The following is an 18620-nucleotide window of genomic DNA, read 5'->3' as shown; positions in this document are numbered from 1 at the left end:
GACCAACATTATGGTGCCTGACACCCACAGGGCAAAGCGAGATAGCATTTTTTAGTGGTTGAAAGCATGCCTGACGCCTGAAAAAGCAAACACTCCACAACCTGCTACTCTCAAAAACACTAGACAAAATTAGGCGTAAGGGGGCGAACATGGAAGGGTTCACGCTTTTTGATACGATCGTTTTGATTGGTTACATCAGCTTAATAGCCTGGATTGGTTCACGCTTCGGCAAAGATCAGCATAACCCCGAAGACTATTTTCTAGGCGGACGCAAAATTCCCGGCTGGGCCATCGGTCTTTCGGTCATGGCGACCCAAGCCAGCGCGATCACCTTTATCGGGGCGCCGGGCTGGGGCTTCGAGGGAGGCCTTGAACGCCTGGTGACGTTTATCAATGTGCCCTTGGCCATGATTGTGTTGATTTTGGTGCTGGTACCTATTTTCCACCGCGCGGGCATCTACAGTATTTACGAACTGCTGGAGCGCCGTTTCGGCCCAGCGACGCGAACCCTCACAGCCCTGCTGTTTCTGATTGCCCGCGGCCTAGCCACTGGCGTGGTGCTCTATGCGCCAGCGCTCGTGCTTGCAGTGGTGACCGGCTGGAGCGTTAACCTCACCATTATCATTATGGCGGTACTGGCCATCACCTATACCGTGATGGGCGGTATCAGCGCGGTAATTTGGACCGATGTGGTGCAAATGTTCGTACTCTGGCTTGGTGCACTGTTAAGCATCTTCTTTTTAGTGACCAGCCTGCCTGGCGGTTGGGGCGATGTCTTCGACTTCGGCGCGGCCAGCGGCATGTTCAACGCCATCGATTTATCCTTCGACCCCAGCGTAACCTACTCGCTATGGGCAGGCTTACTCGGCGGTTTTTTCCTCCATGTGGCCTACTTCGGCACTGACCAGAGCCAAATCCAGCGAGTGCTCTCAAGCCCATCAGTGCTCGATGCTCAGCGCTCGCTGCTGATTGGCGGCTACCTGCTGATTCCGCAGATGCTGCTGTTTCTATTTATTGGCATCATCTTGGCCGCCTATTACCAGCAGCATGGGCTAACGCCCCCCGAGGATCTCAATGAACTGCTACCCCGCTATGTCGTCAGCGCCTTTCCCTCAGGCATGGCGGGACTAGTCATTGCCGGGGTGTTTGCCGCGGCGATGTCGAGTCTCGACTCGGCGCTCAACTCGCTTTCGGCGGTAACCGTGCGGGATTTTTATAGTCGCTATATCAACCCCAATGCCAGCGATGCTCATTATCTGAAAGCATCACGCACGGCCACCATTTTCTGGGGGCTTTATGCCACCCTGTTTGCTTTCTTCGCCGGTAATCTTGGCCCTGTGATCGAGGCGGTCAACCAAATCGGCTCGTGGTTTTACGGGGCGCTACTAGGTACCTTCCTATTGGCTATTTTTAGCCACCGCTCCAACGCACGGGGAGCGATGGCCGGACTGATTGCCGGCATGCTCTCCGTATGGGCCGTGTCTGCGCTCCTCGATATCTCGTGGCTGTATAACAACACGGTGGGGGTAGCGGTTTCGATGAGCGTTGGCTATCTCGTTAGCCTAACAGCAACCGCACCCAGCCAAGATCAGCTAAGCGATGTGATGATGACCGAAGCCGCGCCGGATATGCAGGCCGTATTGGCCGCAAGAGCCGATAACGCCCAGGTGATTGGTCAAGAGGCACGGTTGACGCGCCGTCGCTGTATCGGCCTATTCGCTTGGTTTTGTCTCATACTGGGCATGCTAGCGCTGCTGCAGGGGTGGGCAAATGGCTGAACGCTTAACACTTGCGCGGCGGATTGAAGAAGATGCTGCTAAACGGTGCTTACAGCGCCTTGGCGCGACGGCTTGCGAACCTGCCTGGGTTGGCCTCTGGGCGGCACCGCTAGGCCTATCGAATGGTGCAGCGGGTGCTTGGTTACTGTGTGCTAAGGAAATGCGCCGTGCACTACTACTAGTGGGCACCGAACTACCCACCCAGGCCGAAGAACCCAGCTCAGCACTTAACATTGATAGCGGCTTACCGCCAACGCCAGAAGCACTGGACCAGCTGTGGCTATGGGAGCGCATGGCGACACCACGCCACTGGCGAATTCAAGTGCTGGGTAGCGCCCCAACGCCGATATGGCTGCCCTGCTATCTGGGCTATGCGCAAGGCCGACAACACCGCTTGCTGGTGATCAGTGGGCTATCAGGTGAACCGCTGCCGATGCTTAAACCCATCGTGCTTAAGGGCCTTCAGCAGGCATATCGAAATGGGCCGGAATCAGAGACAAAGAGCTCAGGGGCAAGCGAGCGAAGGGGCAAAGCAGTTTGACAAGGCTTCGATTGATAGTAAGTACTTACAAATCACCAAAGTAGTGCTGCAGCAACGAAAGCGCCACCACCGGTGCCGTCTCCGTACGCAAAACCCGTGGGCCAAGAGTCAGCGGCGTAAAGTCAGCGGTTTGGGCAGCGGCGATATCACTCTCGCTTAAACCGCCTTCAGGGCCGATAAGCAGCGCTACCGAAGCCGGTCGGTCTTGGCGATCAAACGCATTGCCGGTCGCTAGATGCAGCATCAAGCGCAGCGGCTCCTGGCGCTCTTCAAGCCATGCTGATAACGGCATCGGTGAATGCACTTGGGGCACCACCGCACGGCCACTCTGCTCGCAGGCACTGGCCGCCACTGCCTGCCAGTGGGCGAGCTTTTTATCTTCACGGTCGCCCTTTAAGCGCACATCACCGCGCTCGGTATACAGTGGAGTAATTGCCGCAACGCCCAACTCGACGGCCTTCTGAATGGCATAATCCATTCGGTCGCCTTTAGAGATGGCCTGGCCTAAATGGACAGACAGCGGCGATTCACCACTGCCCGACCATACCGCTTCGACCCGCACGAGCGTCTGCTTGCGGCTAACGTCCGCCAAGCGCACCCCCGCCTCAAGACCTTGGCCATCAAATAGCACCAACGGTGCACCTTCGCCCATGCGCAACACGCGGGTGATATGACGCACCGGGCCGTCAGGCAATGCAAGTTCTCTGCCTGCTACGAAAGCAGCAGGCACATAGAGACGTGGCATTTTGCCATGCAGGGCGTACCAATCAGCGGCGTGCGTTTCTGACATGGCTTTTGGCATCGCTTAGTGAGTGTTTTCGGCGGCTTGCTTAGCTTCGCGCTGCTTACGCTGGGCGTACATCGCTTCGAAGTTAACCGGTGCCAGCATCAGTGGCGGGAAACCACCACGGTTGACCAGGTTATCCACGCACTCGCGGGCGTAGGGGAACAGCAGGTTAGGGCAGAAAGCGCCTAGGGTTTGATCCAACTGCGCACCTTCAATACCGGCAATACGGAAAAGGCCCGCTTGCTCCACTTCCGCCAGGAAAGAGGTGGTACCGGTTTCGTTGTCGTTCACCTGGGCAGTAACTTTGACCACCACTTCATACTGGTCATCAGCAATTTTAGTGCTGGTGGTATTAAGATCCAGGTTCACCTTGGGTTTGAACGCCTGCTTAAACACCGAAGGTGAATTGGGCGCTTCAAACGAAATATCTTTTACATAAATACGCTGCAGCGAGAATTTGAGCTGCGGTTTTTCGTCCGCCGCGGCACCAGCCTGCGGGGTGTTGTTATCTTCCGCCATGAGAAAACTCCTGATTGTTCATTAAATAAAGGTAGCGTTGCTTACTTTTTAACCACCGGAAGGCCGTCGCCTTGCCACTGCGCCATACCGCCTCTCAACTTGTAAGCACGCTCAAAGCCTGCTTTGGTGAGCTTGGCCTGTGCGGCGCCAGAACTCTGACCGTGCTTGCAAACCACGATGACCGGCTGGGCTTTTACTTTATCCAGTTCGCTCATGCGGCTATCGAGGTTGCTCTGCGGAATGTTGCGCGCCCCCGCGATATGCCCGGCTTTGAAGTCTTTGTTTTCACGGATATCCAGCACCACCGCGTCTTCGCGGTTGATAAGCTGAGTGGCCTGCGAGGCAGTCAGTGCATTCGTGGCGGCGCTGCGCGTTTCATAAATAATCCACGCTATCAGCACCAGCAAAAATGCCCCAACTAGCAGGGGGTGGTTCTGTACGAATTCGAACACCTGATCGATCATCGCGAACACAATCTCTTGGTCTATGCAGAAAAAAGCGGCCTAACCGCTGCCAAAACGCGACAAGTATACACGTCAGATAGCTTCCCGCGCAGGCCTAACTCATGACGCCTGGCAGTTGCCTGCGTTATGATGCCCCAAGCGTGCGCCTGTCGCGACCCCGAATTTTCGAGTCGTTCGGCTTGCCAATCTTAACGAGGTTTTTTTATGGATACTTCTCGCACCCCGCGCCCCGTGGCGCTGATTATTCTCGACGGCTACGGCCACAACCCCGAGAGCGACCATAATGCGGTGGCCGCTGCCCATACGCCGACAATGGATAAACTGTGGGAAAGCCGCCCTCACGCCTTCGTTCACACCGATGGCCTTAACGTGGGGCTTCCCGATGGCCAGATGGGCAACTCTGAAGTTGGCCATATGAATATTGGTGCCGGACGTATCGTTTATCAGGACTTTACCCGTATCAGCAAGGCGATTGAAGACGGCGACCTGGATGTTAATGACAACCTCACCCAGCCGATTAACGAGGCTGTCGCCAATGGCCGGCCGGTACACTTGATTGGCCTGCTCTCCCCCGGCGGCGTCCACAGCCATGAAGACCACTTTATTGCCATGGCCGAACTTGCGGCACGCCGTGGGGCCCAGCGTATTTTTATTCATGCCTTTCTCGATGGTCGTGATATGCCACCGCAAAGTGCGCTGGCCTCGATAGAGCGCGCCAATGCTCGCCTGGCCGAGCTGGTGGGCGCTGACAATGGCTTTGTCGCCTCGATTATTGGCCGTTTCTACGCCATGGATCGCGACAACCGCTGGGAGCGCGTCGAGCAGGCCTACCGTCTGCTTACCGATGGCCAAGCAGAGTACTACGCCACCAGCGCTGAAACCGCACTGCGTGACGCCTATCAGCGTGGTGAAACCGATGAATTTGTGGCGGCTAGCAGCATACCGCTCAAAGACGGTTCCAAAAAAAAGCAGTTACTTTGCAGGATGGCGATGCAGCGATTTTCCTTAACTTCCGCTCCGACCGCGCCCGTGAGTTAACTCGTGCCTTTGCCGAGCCGGATTTCAACGGTTTCGAGCGGCGGGCATGCCCTAAGCTTGCCGGTAAAGGGCTGGTAATGATGACCCAGTACGCCGCTGACATTCCTGCGCCTGCCGCCTTCCCGCCATCGGATCTCAATGACACCCTGGGGGAGGTCGTCGCCAAGCGTGGCTTGAAACAGCTGCGTATTGCCGAAACCGAAAAGTATCCCCACGTGACGTTCTTCTTTTCAGGCGGTAACGAAGCCGAGTACGAAGGCGAAGAGCGCATCCTCGTGCCCTCTCCCCGTGATGTGCGCACCTACGACGAAAAACCTGAAATGAGCGCCTTTGAGATTACCGATAAGCTTGTCGATGCCATTGACGGCGGCAGCTTCGACCTGATCGTTTGTAACTACGCCAACGGTGATATGGTCGGCCACACCGGCGACTTCAATGCGGCGGTAAAAGCCATTGAGACCGTCGATACCTGCGTGGGTCGTGTCGTTGAAGCCATCGAGTGTGCAGGCGGCGCCTGCTTAATTACCGCCGACCACGGTAATGCCGAACAGATGGTTCATCCCGAAACCGGCGCACCGCAAACCGCCCACACCACCTTTGTGGTGCCGCTTATTTACGTCGGCGAACGTGCGGCCTCGCTTGAAGAGGGCAAACTATGCGACCTGGCCCCCACGCTGTTGACCATGATGGATCAGAAACAGCCCGAGGCGATGACGGGTAAACCACTGATCCATTATAAGTAATGTCTAATCGGTGCTATTTGGCAATGACCCTCCTGCTGGCGATAAGTTATGCGCCAGCGGGATTCGCCCAACAGGATGAAAATGCGGCGCGCCGGCAATTGGATGCGATTGGCCAAGAGATCGAGTCCGTTGCCCAACGCCTCAGCGCCACTGGCGAGGCCCGCGATAACGCCGAACGCGAGCTCAAGGAAGTCGAAACCAAACTTGCCGAGACTCATCAGCGCTTAGACACGCTACAAGCTGAGCGCCGCCAGTTGAATGATGAAACGACCCAGCTCCGTCAACATCGTGACCGACTGGAGAGCGAGCGTGCCGATCAATATGCAGCCTTGGGCCAGCAGCTCTCAGCGCTTTACCGCCTTGGCCCAACGCCGCAGCTCAAACTGCTGCTTAACCAGGGCGACCCGTCCGAGCTTGATCGTATGCAGGCGTATATGAATCGGCTGACCGAAGCACGCAATCGCCGCTTAAATGCTATCGCCCGCCTCGATACGGCGCTCTCCGATACTCAGGAGGAACTAAGCGAGCGGCAGGCCCGCCTCGATACGCTGGCCGACGAGTTAGAAGAGCAAAGCGCGCTGTTAGCCCAACGCACCACCGAACGGCGAGGCGTTGTTTCCAATCTGGATGACCGCTACGGAAGCGAAGAGGAGCGGCTGGCCGACCTCAATCAGAGCCGCGAAGAGGCCGAAAGGGTACTCCGTAATATCCAGGCGGAGATGGCAAAACTTGCTGAACCCACGCCTACTACGCATATTGTAAGCACCCAAGGTGATTTGCCTTGGCCGGTACAGGGTTCAATCAGCAGCAGTTTTCACCATCGCGACGGCGTGCACTATAACGGTATTGTGATTCAGGCCAGCGCGGGCACCCCGGTCACTGCCGTACACACTGGCCGGGTGGTATTCGCTGACTGGATGCGGGGGTTTGGTAACTTGTTGATTATCGACCACGGTGACCAGATCATGACGCTGCATGCTCACCTGCAACAGTTTAGCGTCAGGCCTGGTCAGCAGGTCAGTCGCGGTGATGAAATTGGTCGCGTAGGTGATAGCGGTGGTCAAACCCGCGCGGCGCTCTACTTCGAAGTTCGCCGCGGGGGTGAACCAATTAATCCACAGCGTTGGATTGCGCGTCGCTGACGGGATAAGCTGCATGACTATTGATGTCTCAATGTTCATTTTCAACTAAACACTTTCCACGACAGGGTGCGCGCTATGGCGCCACCTATCGCCCTGCGGAGTCTGCATGACGCTATCAGTTACCGGGGTATCAGCCCCCGCCAAGCGCTTCTTGGCTACCCTGCTCCCGATTGCTTTACTGGCGGCCCCGCTACCGTTGCTCGCCCAGCCAGCCGGTAGCGGTGCCGTGGATGAGCCATCCTACGACCAACTACCCCTGGAAGATATTCAGACCTTCGCCGAGGTGTTTGAGCGCATTAAGCGTGCCTACGTTGAGGAGGTCGATGACAGTACGCTGCTTCGCAACGCTATGCGCGGCATGCTGAGCGAGCTAGATCCCCACTCCGCCTACTTGGATGAGGAGGAGTACCAGAGTCTGCGCGAGTCGACTCAGGGCGAATTTGGCGGCATCGGTATCGAGGTGGGCACCGAGAATGGTCAGCTCATGGTGATTACGCCTATCGACGACACCCCCGCTTCCCGCGCGGGGCTACTTTCTCGCGATATTATCGTCGCCATTGATGGCACCCCCACCGACAGCATGTCGCTGCAAGAGGCCGTCACCCTGATGCGCGGTGAGCCGGGCACCGATCTACGCATTAGCGTGCTGCGTTCAGGCGAAGATTCGCCGCGGGAATTTATTCTGACCCGCGAGGTTATTCGCAGCGAAAGCGTTAAACATGAGCTGCTCGAGCCCGGTTATGGCTACCTGCGCGTTAGTCAGTTTCAGTCGCGCACACCGGAACAGGCGCGCGATGCGCTTGAGCTTATGGCTCGCGAACAGCCTTTAGAAGGGTTGATACTCGATTTACGTAATAACCCCGGTGGGGTGCTACAGGCCGCCGTCGGCATTGCCGACCTGTTCCTGGATGAGGGCTTGATCGTGTATACCGAGGGGCGCCTCTCAGATACCGAAATGTCGTTCTCTGCCTCACCCACCACGCCCGCTGCCGATGTGCCGCTGGTCGTGTTGATCAATGGTGGCAGTGCGTCAGCGGCGGAAATCGTCGCCGGGGCGCTGCAGGATCAGCGGCGTGGTGTGATTATGGGCACCGATAGTTTTGGTAAAGGTTCAGTGCAGCAGATTATGCCACTCGGTAATGGCGAAGGACTCAAACTTACCACGGCGCTCTACTACACTCCCAACGGTCGCTCCATTCAGGCCCAAGGCATTGAGCCCGATGTAGACGTTGTGCGTGGTCGCTTGGAAGTCGCCGAGAGCCGCCGGGAGATTCGTGAAGCCGACCTCGAGGGCCACCTAAGCGCTCAGCAGGCGCCACGGGATCGCCAGGAGATGGCCGAGCGACTACTCAATGATTACCAACTCAGCGAGGCGCTTAATCTGCTTAAAGCACTCAACGTAGTCGACCGTCAACGGCGTTGACGGCAACCTGATTTAACGACAGCCCGGTTTAACGACAGCTAAGCGGCAGGCGGCCGCGCTCCCCGGTCGCCTGCCGCATCAATACCCGCTTTAGTGGCACCAACTGGTTCATGCCACTCATCCCCAGGTTACGCGCCAGCGTCAACGCCGGATCGTGGCTGCCGAACAGTACTTTAAAGCCCTTCATCAGCCCCAGCATGGCACTGTTATCAAAGCGCCGCCGGCGCTCATAGCGCTTCAAGGTGCTTAACTCTCCCCAGGGCGCGCCGCGCTGCCAGGCATGCACCACCTCTTCTGCCAAGACCGCCGCATCCATAAGGCCTAAATTGACGCCCTGACCCGCCAGCGGGTGAATGTTGTGGGCAGCGTCGCCCACCAGAGCAAAATGCGGCTGCACATAGTGGCGGGCATGGCGCTGCACTAACGGAAAACGGTGGGCTTTATCGCAGACCGTTACCTCACCTAGGCGATGACCAAATGCTCTCCCCAGTGCCTCCCCAAGCGCTTCGCGGGGCAGTTCACTCAGTTCAGCGGCGTGCTCCGGCGTGGTTGACCATACGATTGAGCAGTAATGGTCATTCCCTTCCACGGTTAACGGCAGAAACGCCAGTGGGCGACCATCAATAAACGCTTGCCGAGCAGCGCCACCATGGGACTTGGCGCACGTAACGGTGGTTACCACTGCCTCCTGCTGCATATCGTCGCTGGCCACCTCAATACCGGCCATTTCGCGCAGCACCGAGTGGGCACCATCTGCGGCGATGATTAACGGCGCATGTAGCTGTCGCCCATCGTCAAGTATCAGCCAGTCGCCACTTGAGGCTTGCTTTGAAGGATATGAGCTTGGGCGCTGCAGCGCCTGTAGGCGAGCGCCAAAAAATGGGGTGACATTGGGATGCTCAACGACCTGATGATTGAGCGCGGCCAGCGTGACCGCATTCTCAACAATATGGCCCAGTACGGCTACTCCCGCCTCGTCGGCGGAGAAGGCGATTTCACCACTCCCTTCGGCATCCCATACCTGCATGCCTTGGTAGGGCGTTACCCGGGTTTTCTGCATCGCGGGCCAAGCGCCCACATGGGTTAGCAAGCGTTGAGAGACCGGCGTTAACGCGCTAACCCGCGGGGCTGGCAGCTGGCTAGTGGCATTCTCAAGGCTTAACGGCGCGGGCTTTGCCTCAACAAGCGCTACCTGCATGCCCGCCTGGGCTAACAGCGCGCAGAGTGCGGTACCGACCATGCCACCGCCAACAATAATCGCTTCAAAGCTTTCCACTGGCGGCTTCGCAATGGATGAGTCCGTATGCATAGCGTTCCCTTGTTCATATTCATGGCCTAGGATGTATAAGCTTAACGTTCTAAGCCCATGGCGCGTCGAGCCAGCCCTCGCCGCAGGGGCCCAACCAGATTCAAGCCGATTAACCCCGCGGCCCGGGCATTGGGCAACAGCGGGAAGGAGAGCCCGAATAGCCGCACCAGGCCGTCGCTAAAGCGAATCACATTGGCGCGGTCTCGGGAGCGCTGCTTCTCAAAGGCTTGCAGCGTACTCATATCGCCCAACGGCCGCTTGGCCTGCTCACCCTGCTCCAGCGCTTCGACCAGATCCATTACCCCACGCAGGGCCAAGTTGAACCCCTGCCCCGCGACCGGGTGCAAAGCGTGGGCAGCGTTACCCAATACCGCCAGCCCTGGACGCACCGGTTCTTCAGCGGTGACCAGTGAAAGCGGATAAGCGTGCCGGGTGCCGACCCGGGTAAAGCGACCCACTCGGTCGCCAAAGGCACGCTGAAGTTGCAGCAGGAATTCACGCTCGGGAAGCGCCATACGCGCTTGTTCGCTACCACTGGGGTGCGTCCAGATTAGCTCCATGGCCTGGCCGGGGAGCGGCAACAGCGCCATTGGCCCTTGGGAGGTAAAGCGCTCATAAGCGACGCCCATGTGGGGCTGGCTTACCCCCACGTGAGCGATCAGCGCCGTCTGCTGGTAAGATTCATGGCGGCTGCCAATGCCTAACTGCTCTTTAAGACCGGAGCGTCCCCCATCTGCCAATACCGTCAGTCCTGCCTTCAACTGGCTACCGTCTGAGAGATGCAGCTCATGCCCATTAGCTACGGGGGTAAGTAGCTCAACCTTCGCCGGGCAGTGCCACTCCAGCGGCAGTTGGGCAAGCCGTTGGTGCAGCACACGGCCCATCCACGCATTGGGGATTACATGCCCCAGCGCGGCGACGCCCAGCTCGTCAGCGCTCAGCCGTGTCGCTCCTAAGCGGCCTCGCTCACTGATATGAATACGTTTGATAGGCGTGGCCTCATCACGCATCGCTTCCCACACACCCAACTGTTGGAAGCGCTGGGCTGAACCTTCTGCAATCGCACTGGCCCGGGCATCAAAACTGGGCTGCCAGGTCGTTTCCTGTGGCTGAACAGCCATAGGCGCCGACTCAATGATCGCCACACGCCAGCCATAGCGTTCAATCAGCGGCGCCAGGGCGCAGCCTAAGCTGGCGCCTACCAGCCCCCCGCCCACAATCACAATGTCATGCGTCAGCGCTCCCTTAACCGCCTGATTAGACTGCTGCATTGGCTTCTCCCGGCCACGACGCCGACTCATAAAGAGGTAATAATAATTTCGTAACGTAATTTACATAAAGACTTTTATAGACATTGATGACTGGTTACTTTTTAGCCATCAATGCTTCGATTTCAACGACCTGTTTAGGCACGTCGGCGGTCAGTACTTCATGGCCTTCGTTAGTGACGACCACATTGTCCTCAATACGAATACCAATACCCTGATAGGCATCAGGAATATCGTCTTCACTAGGAATATACAGGCCAGGCTCCACGGTGAGCACCATACCTGCAACCAGTGGCCGAGGTGTTTGCTCATCCAACCGGTAAGTGCCGACATCGTGCACATCCAGCCCCAACCAGTGTGACGTTGAGTGCAGGTAAAAACGTCGATAACTCTCATCATCGATGCGCGCCTGAACGTCGCCTTCCAGCAGGCCAAGCTCAATCAGCCCGGCAGTTAAGTCATGCACCACGCCCTGGTGGATATCAGCAAGGGTGGCACCCGGCTGGACGGCACTCACAGCGCGCTGCTGGGCGTTGAGCACCACTTGGTAGAGCGCCCGCTGGGCATCATTGAACTGCCCGGACACCGGGAATGTGCGGGTGATATCACCAGCATATAACTCAAACTCGGCACCTGCATCGATCAGCACCAAGCCGTCTTCACACAGCGGTGCGCTGTTTTCAATATAGTGCAGTACGCAGGCGTTGGCACCGCTCCCCACAATCGTACTGTAGGCAGGGCCACTGGCCCCATGCCAGACAAACTCATGCTCTAACTCTGCCTGGAGCTGAAATTCGCTCAGCCCTGGGCGCGCCACCTGCATGGCGCGCCGGTGAGCATGGGCAGATATCAGTGCCGCATGTCTGAGCAGGGCAATTTCAGCATTGCTTTTGATCAGCCGCATGGCGTGAACCAACGGGCTGATATCCAGCCAACCTTTTAGCGGCGGCCGACCGCGTCTAAGCCCGACCAGGGCTTCATGTAAAGCATCTTCAGCCATGCTGACAGCTTCAGCATTGTCTAGGGGCAGATAAAGTAGCTCACGACCTGCCAACAGTTCAGGTAGCCGCTCATCACGTACTGCGTTTTCAAACGCCTGATCGATGCCGTAATCAGCGACCACGCCTTCGGCACCCAAACGGCGCCCTGTCCAGGCTTCCATGGTGGGGTCGCGATCCTGACAGAACACCACGCTTTCACCTTCAGCGCGTCCTGGTAGCAGCAACAGCAGTGCATCTGGTTCGTGTATGCCCGTCAGGTAGTAAAAATCGCTGTTCTGACGGAAGGCAAATTCACTATCCCGTGAACGGGTCATCAGTCCGGCACCGGGGAGCACCACCGCTGCGTTATCCGGCAGCTGGGCCATTAAGGCGTCACGGCGGTGGCGGTACTCGCCCATACTGATCGCAGGGGGGCGGGTAACAACGTAGGCAACACAGAGTCGGACAGCATAGCGGCTCCTATCTAGGCAACGGGATTAGTGAACGGGTGCGTCAGTTTGCTCGACTTGCGGCATACCGGGGTGCTGCTCGGTATACAGCAGCATAGCGGCCATGCGGGCATGCTCGGTAAGCGCAAACAGATCGTTTTCGTTTTCGGGGCTGTCGTCGATATCGGTATCTATCCGACCCAGCGCCTGCAAGTCATCAATCGCCTCACGGAGCGCCTGAGACCAACGCTCGCGCAGCTCGTTGTCGGCCACTTCATCGACCACCTCAATAAAGCCCAGCGTCCACTCTTTAAGACCCTGCGCCTGCTCGCCCAGGGAGAACAGCTCGTCGGGTAGCAGTGGGGTATAGTCCAGGTCGCTGGCGCTAAGCGCCTCTACGGTTTGCCGCCGCCAGCCTAATAGCCGCTCGGCACTTGCCTGATCGCGGGGCTGCTCAACACCAAGGCTCTGGCAGACTTCGTCCAACCAAGCCTCTGCATTCACATCGCGTAACGCCAGCAGCGCACATAAGCGGCCATCCAAAAAGCCGGCGACTGCATGCTGCCATGGAGAAGAAAGACATCTGCGACATCGGAGAAGTCCTGACGCTCATCAATCAATGACATAGTATTTAATAACCTCGTATTTACTGGGCGTGTGGGGGATAGGGTGGCGGCAATGGTACGAGATGCACTCGCCCGCGCGTTGACCGCGCACAAGTGCCTCTCTTATAGTGAGTGACACCTATCTTCCTATGCTGTGATGTTAACGCATTGGGCCCCTTGCTGGCCCGTGCTGGAGTCTTTGATGAGCAACGCCAAGCGGCCAACCAAAGAAATAACCCTATTAGGGCGCGGCTATATCATTGCCTGCGACACGGGCGAAGAAGCCAAACTTGATCGCGCCGCGCGCTACTTAGACCGCGCCATGCAGGGTATCAATGCCCAAAGCAGCGTGCTGGGGAGTGAGCGTGTGGCGATCATGGCGGCCCTCAATATCACCCACGAACTTCTTGAAGCCATGGATGAGCACCGTGCCGGTGAAGAGAGCCTGAACCGTTTAAATGAGCGTCTTGAGCGGGCATTATCCAAAACGCGCCAGTCTTAGGCTTTACCTGAAAGCGCTGTCAACGATCTAAAGACTCGGCGAACGTTTAACCCAGACCTTTGGCATTAGCCGTCGCTCTGTTAGGATGGCGGGGTTCTCTGGGGTGTACGCCAGTCGTTATAGTCCCTCGAGCCTATGCGTAATACCCAGGGGGCCAAATGCTAGCCAGGCCCGTGTGCATGTCCGTGCGTCGGAAAGCCTGACGGTCTGGCTGCGGCCACCCACCTGAACCAGTAGGTTCAGGGCCAGAATGACAGCGGCACTCTGGAGAACACCCAAAGTCTAGGCTATGCGAAAATATAGAGGATAAAAGAATATCTGCATGGAAAGCCTCTATCTGGACGACGATAAGCGCGCGCTCCGCCGCTCTTTACGTCACCAACGCCGAGCCCTTTCTGAGCATGAGCAACGCCTTGCGGCACAGCGCTTGTGCCAACGATTGAAAACCCTGCCTGAAATACGCCGCGCACGGCGCTTAAGTCTTTATCTGCCTGTCAACGGCGAAATCGATCCTACCCCGCTTATTCCCTGGCTACGTCAGCGTAACGTCAATATTTATCTCCCGGTTTTACGTCCGTTTAGCGCTAACCGCCTGTGGTTTGTTGCCTACCGTCCTGACACCCCAATGATAAAAAACCGTTTTGGTATTTGGGAGCCTGACGTGAGATTCAGTGCCCAGCGGCGTAATCGGCTGCCCACTTGGGCGCTAGATACGCTGATTGTGCCGCTAGTCGGATTTGATGCTAATGCAAACCGCATGGGCATGGGGGGTGGATTTTACGACCGCAGCTTAGCGTTCATGCACCGCCCCGGCCCATCGCCTACTTTGATTGGCGTCGCCCATGCCTGCCAACAGGTGGCTTCTCTGCCTGTGGAGCCATGGGATGTGCCTTTACAGGTGGTGGTCAGTGACCAAGGCTACGTTCGCCGGCAATCGCTGTCCTTAAAAACTGGCCATAAAAAAGGGCTGACCCCATAAAGGATCAGCCCCTCTCGTCTGCTATCTGTCACCTTGCGGGGAATTAGCTTCCCGACAACGCCTGCGCATAGCCGGTAGCCAGCACTCCTAATGCAAATACCACCATCAACGCCATTACCATATCAGGCTTCTTCCGCCGCATGCCGCTTCTCCAACACCTTTACCGTTGCCGAATGTGCTAAATCCACCACACTTTACGGTTTCAAAAGGGTGGCAGATTTGCTTAATTTCGTTCACGACTATAGGGCTATTAGGCCATCGTTGACAACTAGTTTAGCGACCTTTTTTAGCCTCATTTCTGAGGATTAAGTTACGTTATGTTACTAGCAGCTCTGACGTTAAAGGTAAGCAACCACTTACACACAACTATTTACGCACGTCTTATGCTTACCGCAGGGCAGCGCTAAGCCATAAATAATCGGTAGGCCGGATTATCGCTTTCACGCCAGTAACGGTAGCCGATGGCATCTAAGTACTCTGCCACATGAGTACGGTCACCGTTTGGGACTTGCATTCCCACCAACACTCGGCCGTAGGCAGCGCCATGGTTGCGATAATGAAATAGCGAGATGTTCCAGTCGTGTGGCAACTGCGTCAAAAAGTTCATCAGCGCACCGGGGCGCTCGGGGAACTCAAAACGGTATACCTCTTCTTCGAAACGTTCGCTGGGGCGGCCACCACTTAGGTGACGAATATGCAGTTTCGCCAGCTCATTGTCAGTCAAGTCTTCTACTTGATAGCCACTCTCACGCAGCTTGTCGATCACTGCCTGTCGATCTTCACCGCCGGGCTTAACCTGCACGCCTACATAGATATGCGCTTCACTGCTGTCAGCGTAGCGATAGCTAAACTCGGTCACCATACGCTTGCCTAGCGTGCGGCAAAACTTCTTAAAGCTACCGGGTTTCTCGGCAATGGTCACCGCCAGGATCGCTTCACGCTGCTCGCCTAGTTCCGTGCGCTCGGCAATGTGCTGTAGGCGATCAAAATTGGTATTGGCGCCTGAGTTAATGCACAGCAGCGTCTCGCCTTCGGCACCGGTCTGCTGCACGTATTTTTTTAGCCCTGCCAGCGAGAGCGCGCCAGAGATTTCCGCCACGGCACGGGTATCTTCAAAAATATCTTTCACCGCTGCACACATTTCATCGGTATTGACGGTGATAACGCCGTCAATCAGATCTTTGATCAACGAAAACGGCACCTCGCCAATTTGTGCCACCGCGACGCCTTCGGCAAATACACCCACTTGCTCGAGCACCACACGCTCACCCGCCTCTAAGGCGGCTTTGAGGCAGGCGCTGTCTTCGGCTTCGACACCGATTACTTTGATATCCGGGCGGAGGTACTTCACATAGGCCGCGACACCGGCGATCAAACCACCGCCGCCAACCGGCACGAAGATGGCGTCTAAGCGCCCAGCGTGTTGGCGCAGAATTTCCACGCCGATGGTGCCTTGACCGGCCACCACATCAATATCGTCAAACGGCGGAATATAGGTGTAACCGTGCTCTTTGATCAGCTCTTGAGCATGCTCGGCTGCAGCAGCGAAGGCATCCCCTTTGAGGATGACCTTGGCGCCCCGGGCGCGCACCGCCTGCACTTTGATATCGGGGGTAATACGCGGCATCACAATGACGGCTTTGACACCCATCAGCTTCGCGGCCATGGCCAGCCCTTGAGCATGGTTACCGGCGGAAGCGGCAATCACGCCTTTATCTTTTTGATCCTGGGTGAGCTGCGCCATTTTGTTATAAGCGCCACGGATTTTGAACGAAAACACCGGCTGTAGATCTTCGCGCTTAATCAAAATCTGGTTGTTGAAACGACGCGACAAAAAGGGTGCAGGGGAAATCGGGGTCTCACAAGCGGCTTCATAAACGCGGGCTTGGAGGATCTTTTTGACGGTTGCTTCGAGCATGCGGGTATCCCAAGGGAAGAACGTGAACGGACAAAGCTTTTATTGGTAGCAGATTACGTATAGCGGCGTCTAGCCGCGTTTCCATCGGCAGGCAACGTTTAGGCCGTTATACTAACGCCACTACCTCTTTTCTCTAACTCTCCTCTGACTCACAAGGCTATTTATGAACCAAGCTATGAACCAGGATGAATTAAAGGCCGCCGTGGCGGACGCCGCCATTGCAGAAATTAAATCTCAGTTGGAAAAGGATACCATCTTAGGCATTGGCACCGGCTCCACGGCTAACCTGTTTATTGATCGCCTGGGGCCCCTGCGCCATCATTTTAAAGGCGCGGTGGCGAGCTCTAAGGCAAGTGCCGAGCGCCTTGAGAAACTGGGCATTGAAGTTTTTGAGCTCAATAGCGTTGGCACAGTTCCTTTTTACATCGACGGTGCGGACGAAGTAAATGCTAACTTACATATGATTAAAGGCGGCGGTGCTGCGCTTACCCGCGAGAAAATCGTGGTGGCTGCCTGTGCCGAACGCTTTATCTGCATTGCTGATGGCTCAAAGTAAGTGCCTCAGTTAGGTCATTTTCCGCTGCCGGTAGAAGTCATCCCCATGGCTCGCTCCTATGTCGCCCGCGAGCTGGTAGCGCTTGGTGCCGAGCCGGTTTATCGCCAGGGGGTAGTCACCGATAATGGCAACCAAATCATCGACTGCTTTGAATTTATGATCGAAGACCCGGTAGCCATGGAGGCGCGTATCAACGCTATCGTCGGTGTGGTGACCAATGGCTTGTTTGCCGCCCGCGGCGCCGATGTTCTGCTGCTGGGCAAAGAAGATGGCGTGGAGCGCATAGCGCTTAAATAAAGATTCTTCGATACAGGCACTGGCTAACGAGACAGTAACGACGCCAATCCTGTCAGGGTGCGATCAAGTGCGCCTTTTTGCGTCTCAATCACCGCGCGGCCAGCGCGCCCAGCCTGTTGGGCGCGCTCAGGGTTAGCAAAGTAGTCCGCCAAGGCATCTGCCAGGGCATCCGAGCTATCGACCAGCGTTAGCGCACCTGCCGCTTGAAGCGGTTCAGCAACATCGGCGAAGTTCTCAATTGAGAAACCGCTAAGCACCGGCCTACCGAGCGCCGCTGGTTCAAGCACATTGTGCCCGCCCAACGGCACTAGGCTGCCCCCCACAAAGGCCACACGACCTGCTGCATAAAGAGCGGCCAGTTCACCGAGCGTATCCCCCAGGTAAACCTGAGTTTGCTTTGTGGCAGGCTGCTGTAGGCTGCGGCGGCTTAGTGTCCAGCTTTCTGTTTGGCAAAGTTTAGCCACCTCATCAAAGCGCTGGGGGTGACGAGGCACCAGCACCAGCAACGCGTTCGGATAGCGCCTAAGTAGCTGACGATGGGCTTGAAGCACAAGTGCTTCTTCGCCGTCTCGGGTGGAGCCCGCTACCCAAACCGGACGCTCTCCCCATTCTTGAAGTAAGCGCTCACTCTCTTCAGACACCTTATCTTGGCAAGCTATTTCAAATTTCAGCGAACCAACGATGCGTGTAATATCCGTGCCGCAGCCAAGGGCATTAAAGCGTTCGGCATCTGCCGGTGATTTTGCGGCTAGCCAGCTAATATTGGCGAGCGTGCTGGCCATTAGCGGGCGCAGGCGTTGGTAGCGCTTAAAGGCGCGGGGCGATAGGCGACCATTCACCACTGCCACCGGCACACCCTGCTGGCGACAGGCGTGGATCAGGTTGGGCCACAGCTCGGTTTCAAACAGGATCGCAAGTTCGGGCTGAACGCTGCGTACAAAGCGTCTGGCAGCACCGGGAAAATCCAACGGTAGGAAGCGATGGGTAAGCCTTGCTTGATCGCTTGGGGTTTGCTCGCTAATAAGCGCTTGAGACTGCTGAGCACCTGTCGCAGTCATGGTAGTGAGCAGCAGGCTATGCGTTGAATAACGCGCTAGTAGCCCCTCAATCAACGGTCGAGCGGCGCGTACTTCTCCCACCGAGGCACAGTGCAGCCAAATACGTGGCGCGGAAGGCAGCGGTTCGAGGCGTAAACCCAGCCGCTGAAGGCGTGAGTAAGTGGGTACTTGCTCACGCCATATGCGCCAGCCAATCAGCGGTGAGAGCGCATACAGTGCCGCTGAGTAGGCAAGCCGAGGCCAGGCAGGTGAAGACATCAGAGG

14 protein-coding genes, 1 other RNA gene and 3 pseudogenes are annotated in these 18620 nt (G+C 56.8%); 9 read left to right on the top strand and 9 right to left on the bottom strand.

Annotated elements, in window-relative coordinates; genetic code table 11:
* Positions 1 to 149: 149 nt before the first annotated feature.
* Together FDY98_RS00185 and FDY98_RS00180 are read left to right on the top strand one after the other, a co-directional pair.
* A complete protein-coding gene (locus tag FDY98_RS00185) occupies positions 150 to 1778 on the top strand; it encodes a sodium:solute symporter (protein ID WP_009286380.1) in 1629 nt (542 codons plus the stop codon).
* Positions 1771 to 2319 (top strand): hypothetical protein, encoded by a 549-nt coding sequence (locus FDY98_RS00180; RefSeq protein ID WP_027958469.1) that lies wholly within the window; start codon positions 1771 to 1773, stop codon positions 2317 to 2319. The genes FDY98_RS00185 and FDY98_RS00180 overlap by 8 nt, the downstream gene beginning before the upstream one ends.
* A gap of 25 nt (positions 2320 to 2344) precedes the next feature.
* Here the strand turns inward: FDY98_RS00180 and FDY98_RS00175 are convergent, their stop codons facing one another.
* Genes FDY98_RS00175 through FDY98_RS00165 form a run of 3 tightly spaced genes read right to left on the bottom strand, consistent with a single transcriptional unit; the run spans position 2345 to position 4089 of the window.
* The gene (locus FDY98_RS00175) at positions 2345 to 3109 is read right to left on the bottom strand and encodes a 16S rRNA (uracil(1498)-N(3))-methyltransferase (RefSeq protein WP_051430501.1); all 765 of its coding nucleotides are present in this window, start codon (positions 3107 to 3109) and stop codon (positions 2345 to 2347) included.
* A gap of 15 nt (positions 3110 to 3124) precedes the next feature.
* Complete coding sequence (gene secB, locus FDY98_RS00170) at positions 3125 to 3625, bottom strand: protein-export chaperone SecB (RefSeq protein WP_027958471.1); 501 nt, start codon at positions 3623 to 3625, stop codon at positions 3125 to 3127.
* A gap of 41 nt (positions 3626 to 3666) precedes the next feature.
* A complete protein-coding gene (locus FDY98_RS00165; protein WP_027958472.1) occupies positions 3667 to 4089 on the bottom strand; it encodes a rhodanese-like domain-containing protein in 423 nt (140 codons plus the stop codon).
* A 204-nt stretch (positions 4090 to 4293) separates the two neighbouring features.
* On the opposite strand from FDY98_RS00165, the pseudogene gpmI reads away from it, so the two are divergent.
* The 3 genes and pseudogenes from gpmI (at position 4294) to FDY98_RS00150 (ending at position 8435) form a co-directional block, all read left to right on the top strand.
* Positions 4294 to 5870, top strand: a pseudogene (gpmI, locus tag FDY98_RS00160) (2,3-bisphosphoglycerate-independent phosphoglycerate mutase).
* A gap of 23 nt (positions 5871 to 5893) precedes the next feature.
* Entirely contained in the window at positions 5894 to 7012 is a 1119-nt protein-coding gene (locus FDY98_RS00155) for a murein hydrolase activator EnvC family protein (RefSeq protein WP_231500646.1), read from the top strand.
* A gap of 106 nt (positions 7013 to 7118) precedes the next feature.
* Complete coding sequence (locus tag FDY98_RS00150) at positions 7119 to 8435, top strand: S41 family peptidase (RefSeq protein ID WP_009286378.1); 1317 nt, start codon at positions 7119 to 7121, stop codon at positions 8433 to 8435.
* Positions 8436 to 8463: 28 nt separating this feature from the next.
* Here the strand turns inward: FDY98_RS00150 and FDY98_RS00145 are convergent, their stop codons facing one another.
* The 4 genes and pseudogenes from FDY98_RS00145 to FDY98_RS00130 all read right to left on the bottom strand — a co-directional run bounded on the left by FDY98_RS00145 (position 8464) and on the right by FDY98_RS00130 (position 13067).
* The gene (locus tag FDY98_RS00145) at positions 8464 to 9744 is read right to left on the bottom strand and encodes a UbiH/UbiF/VisC/COQ6 family ubiquinone biosynthesis hydroxylase (protein ID WP_027958475.1); all 1281 of its coding nucleotides are present in this window, start codon (positions 9742 to 9744) and stop codon (positions 8464 to 8466) included.
* A 41-nt stretch (positions 9745 to 9785) separates the two neighbouring features.
* Complete coding sequence (ubiH, locus tag FDY98_RS00140; RefSeq protein WP_027958476.1) at positions 9786 to 11015, bottom strand: 2-octaprenyl-6-methoxyphenyl hydroxylase; 1230 nt, start codon at positions 11013 to 11015, stop codon at positions 9786 to 9788.
* A gap of 94 nt (positions 11016 to 11109) precedes the next feature.
* Positions 11110 to 12411 (bottom strand): Xaa-Pro aminopeptidase, encoded by a 1302-nt coding sequence (gene pepP / locus FDY98_RS00135; RefSeq protein WP_155705652.1) that lies wholly within the window; start codon positions 12409 to 12411, stop codon positions 11110 to 11112.
* A gap of 78 nt (positions 12412 to 12489) precedes the next feature.
* Positions 12490 to 13067, bottom strand: a pseudogene (locus FDY98_RS00130) (UPF0149 family protein).
* A gap of 181 nt (positions 13068 to 13248) precedes the next feature.
* On the opposite strand from FDY98_RS00130, the gene FDY98_RS00125 reads away from it, so the two are divergent.
* From FDY98_RS00125 to FDY98_RS00115, 3 genes are all read left to right on the top strand, one after another.
* Complete coding sequence (locus FDY98_RS00125; RefSeq protein ID WP_022521011.1) at positions 13249 to 13548, top strand: cell division protein ZapA; 300 nt, start codon at positions 13249 to 13251, stop codon at positions 13546 to 13548.
* 92 nt (positions 13549 to 13640) lie between these two features.
* Positions 13641 to 13823, top strand: a non-coding RNA gene (gene ssrS, locus FDY98_RS00120) — 6S RNA.
* A gap of 47 nt (positions 13824 to 13870) precedes the next feature.
* A complete protein-coding gene (locus FDY98_RS00115) occupies positions 13871 to 14527 on the top strand; it encodes a 5-formyltetrahydrofolate cyclo-ligase (RefSeq protein ID WP_009286373.1) in 657 nt (218 codons plus the stop codon).
* A 403-nt stretch (positions 14528 to 14930) separates the two neighbouring features.
* Here FDY98_RS00115 and ilvA read toward each other — a convergent pair whose 3' ends face one another.
* Positions 14931 to 16445, bottom strand: a complete 1515-nt coding sequence (gene ilvA / locus FDY98_RS00110) for a threonine ammonia-lyase, biosynthetic (RefSeq protein WP_027958478.1) — start codon at positions 16443 to 16445, stop codon at positions 14931 to 14933.
* A gap of 175 nt (positions 16446 to 16620) precedes the next feature.
* Between ilvA and rpiA the strand changes: the two are divergent.
* Positions 16621 to 17298, top strand: a pseudogene (gene rpiA, locus FDY98_RS00105) (ribose-5-phosphate isomerase RpiA).
* 23 nt (positions 17299 to 17321) lie between these two features.
* On the opposite strand, the gene waaA reads toward rpiA, so the two are convergent.
* The gene (waaA, locus tag FDY98_RS00100) at positions 17322 to 18614 is read right to left on the bottom strand and encodes a lipid IV(A) 3-deoxy-D-manno-octulosonic acid transferase (RefSeq protein WP_027958480.1); all 1293 of its coding nucleotides are present in this window, start codon (positions 18612 to 18614) and stop codon (positions 17322 to 17324) included.
* Between the last annotated feature and the right edge of the window lie 6 nt (positions 18615 to 18620).

The organism is Halomonas sp. PA16-9 (assembly GCF_009728585.1).
Classification (GTDB): domain Bacteria; phylum Pseudomonadota; class Gammaproteobacteria; order Pseudomonadales; family Halomonadaceae; genus Vreelandella; species Vreelandella titanicae.
This window is presented reverse-complemented; position numbering and strand designations above follow the sequence as displayed.

What these genes read in the sequence shown, in the direction of transcription:
- FDY98_RS00185 (WP_009286380.1), top strand. Translation starts at nt 150, where the DNA reads ATGGAAGGGTTCACGCTTTTTGATACGATCGTTTTGATTGGTTACATC.
- FDY98_RS00180 (WP_027958469.1), top strand. Translation starts at nt 1,771, where the DNA reads ATGGCTGAACGCTTAACACTTGCGCGGCGGATTGAAGAAGATGCTGCT.
- FDY98_RS00175 (WP_051430501.1), bottom strand. Translation starts at nt 3,109, where the DNA reads ATGTCAGAAACGCACGCCGCTGATTGGTACGCCCTGCATGGCAAAATG.
- secB (WP_027958471.1), bottom strand. Translation starts at nt 3,625, where the DNA reads ATGGCGGAAGATAACAACACCCCGCAGGCTGGTGCCGCGGCGGACGAA.
- FDY98_RS00165 (WP_027958472.1), bottom strand. Translation starts at nt 4,089, where the DNA reads ATGATCGATCAGGTGTTCGAATTCGTACAGAACCACCCCCTGCTAGTT.
- FDY98_RS00155 (WP_231500646.1), top strand. Translation starts at nt 5,894, where the DNA reads ATGACCCTCCTGCTGGCGATAAGTTATGCGCCAGCGGGATTCGCCCAA.
- FDY98_RS00150 (WP_009286378.1), top strand. Translation starts at nt 7,119, where the DNA reads ATGACGCTATCAGTTACCGGGGTATCAGCCCCCGCCAAGCGCTTCTTG.
- FDY98_RS00145 (WP_027958475.1), bottom strand. Translation starts at nt 9,744, where the DNA reads ATGCATACGGACTCATCCATTGCGAAGCCGCCAGTGGAAAGCTTTGAA.
- ubiH (WP_027958476.1), bottom strand. Translation starts at nt 11,015, where the DNA reads ATGCAGCAGTCTAATCAGGCGGTTAAGGGAGCGCTGACGCATGACATT.
- pepP (WP_155705652.1), bottom strand. Translation starts at nt 12,411, where the DNA reads ATGGGCGAGTACCGCCACCGCCGTGACGCCTTAATGGCCCAGCTGCCG.
- FDY98_RS00125 (WP_022521011.1), top strand. Translation starts at nt 13,249, where the DNA reads ATGAGCAACGCCAAGCGGCCAACCAAAGAAATAACCCTATTAGGGCGC.
- FDY98_RS00115 (WP_009286373.1), top strand. Translation starts at nt 13,871, where the DNA reads ATGGAAAGCCTCTATCTGGACGACGATAAGCGCGCGCTCCGCCGCTCT.
- ilvA (WP_027958478.1), bottom strand. Translation starts at nt 16,445, where the DNA reads ATGCTCGAAGCAACCGTCAAAAAGATCCTCCAAGCCCGCGTTTATGAA.
- waaA (WP_027958480.1), bottom strand. Translation starts at nt 18,614, where the DNA reads ATGTCTTCACCTGCCTGGCCTCGGCTTGCCTACTCAGCGGCACTGTAT.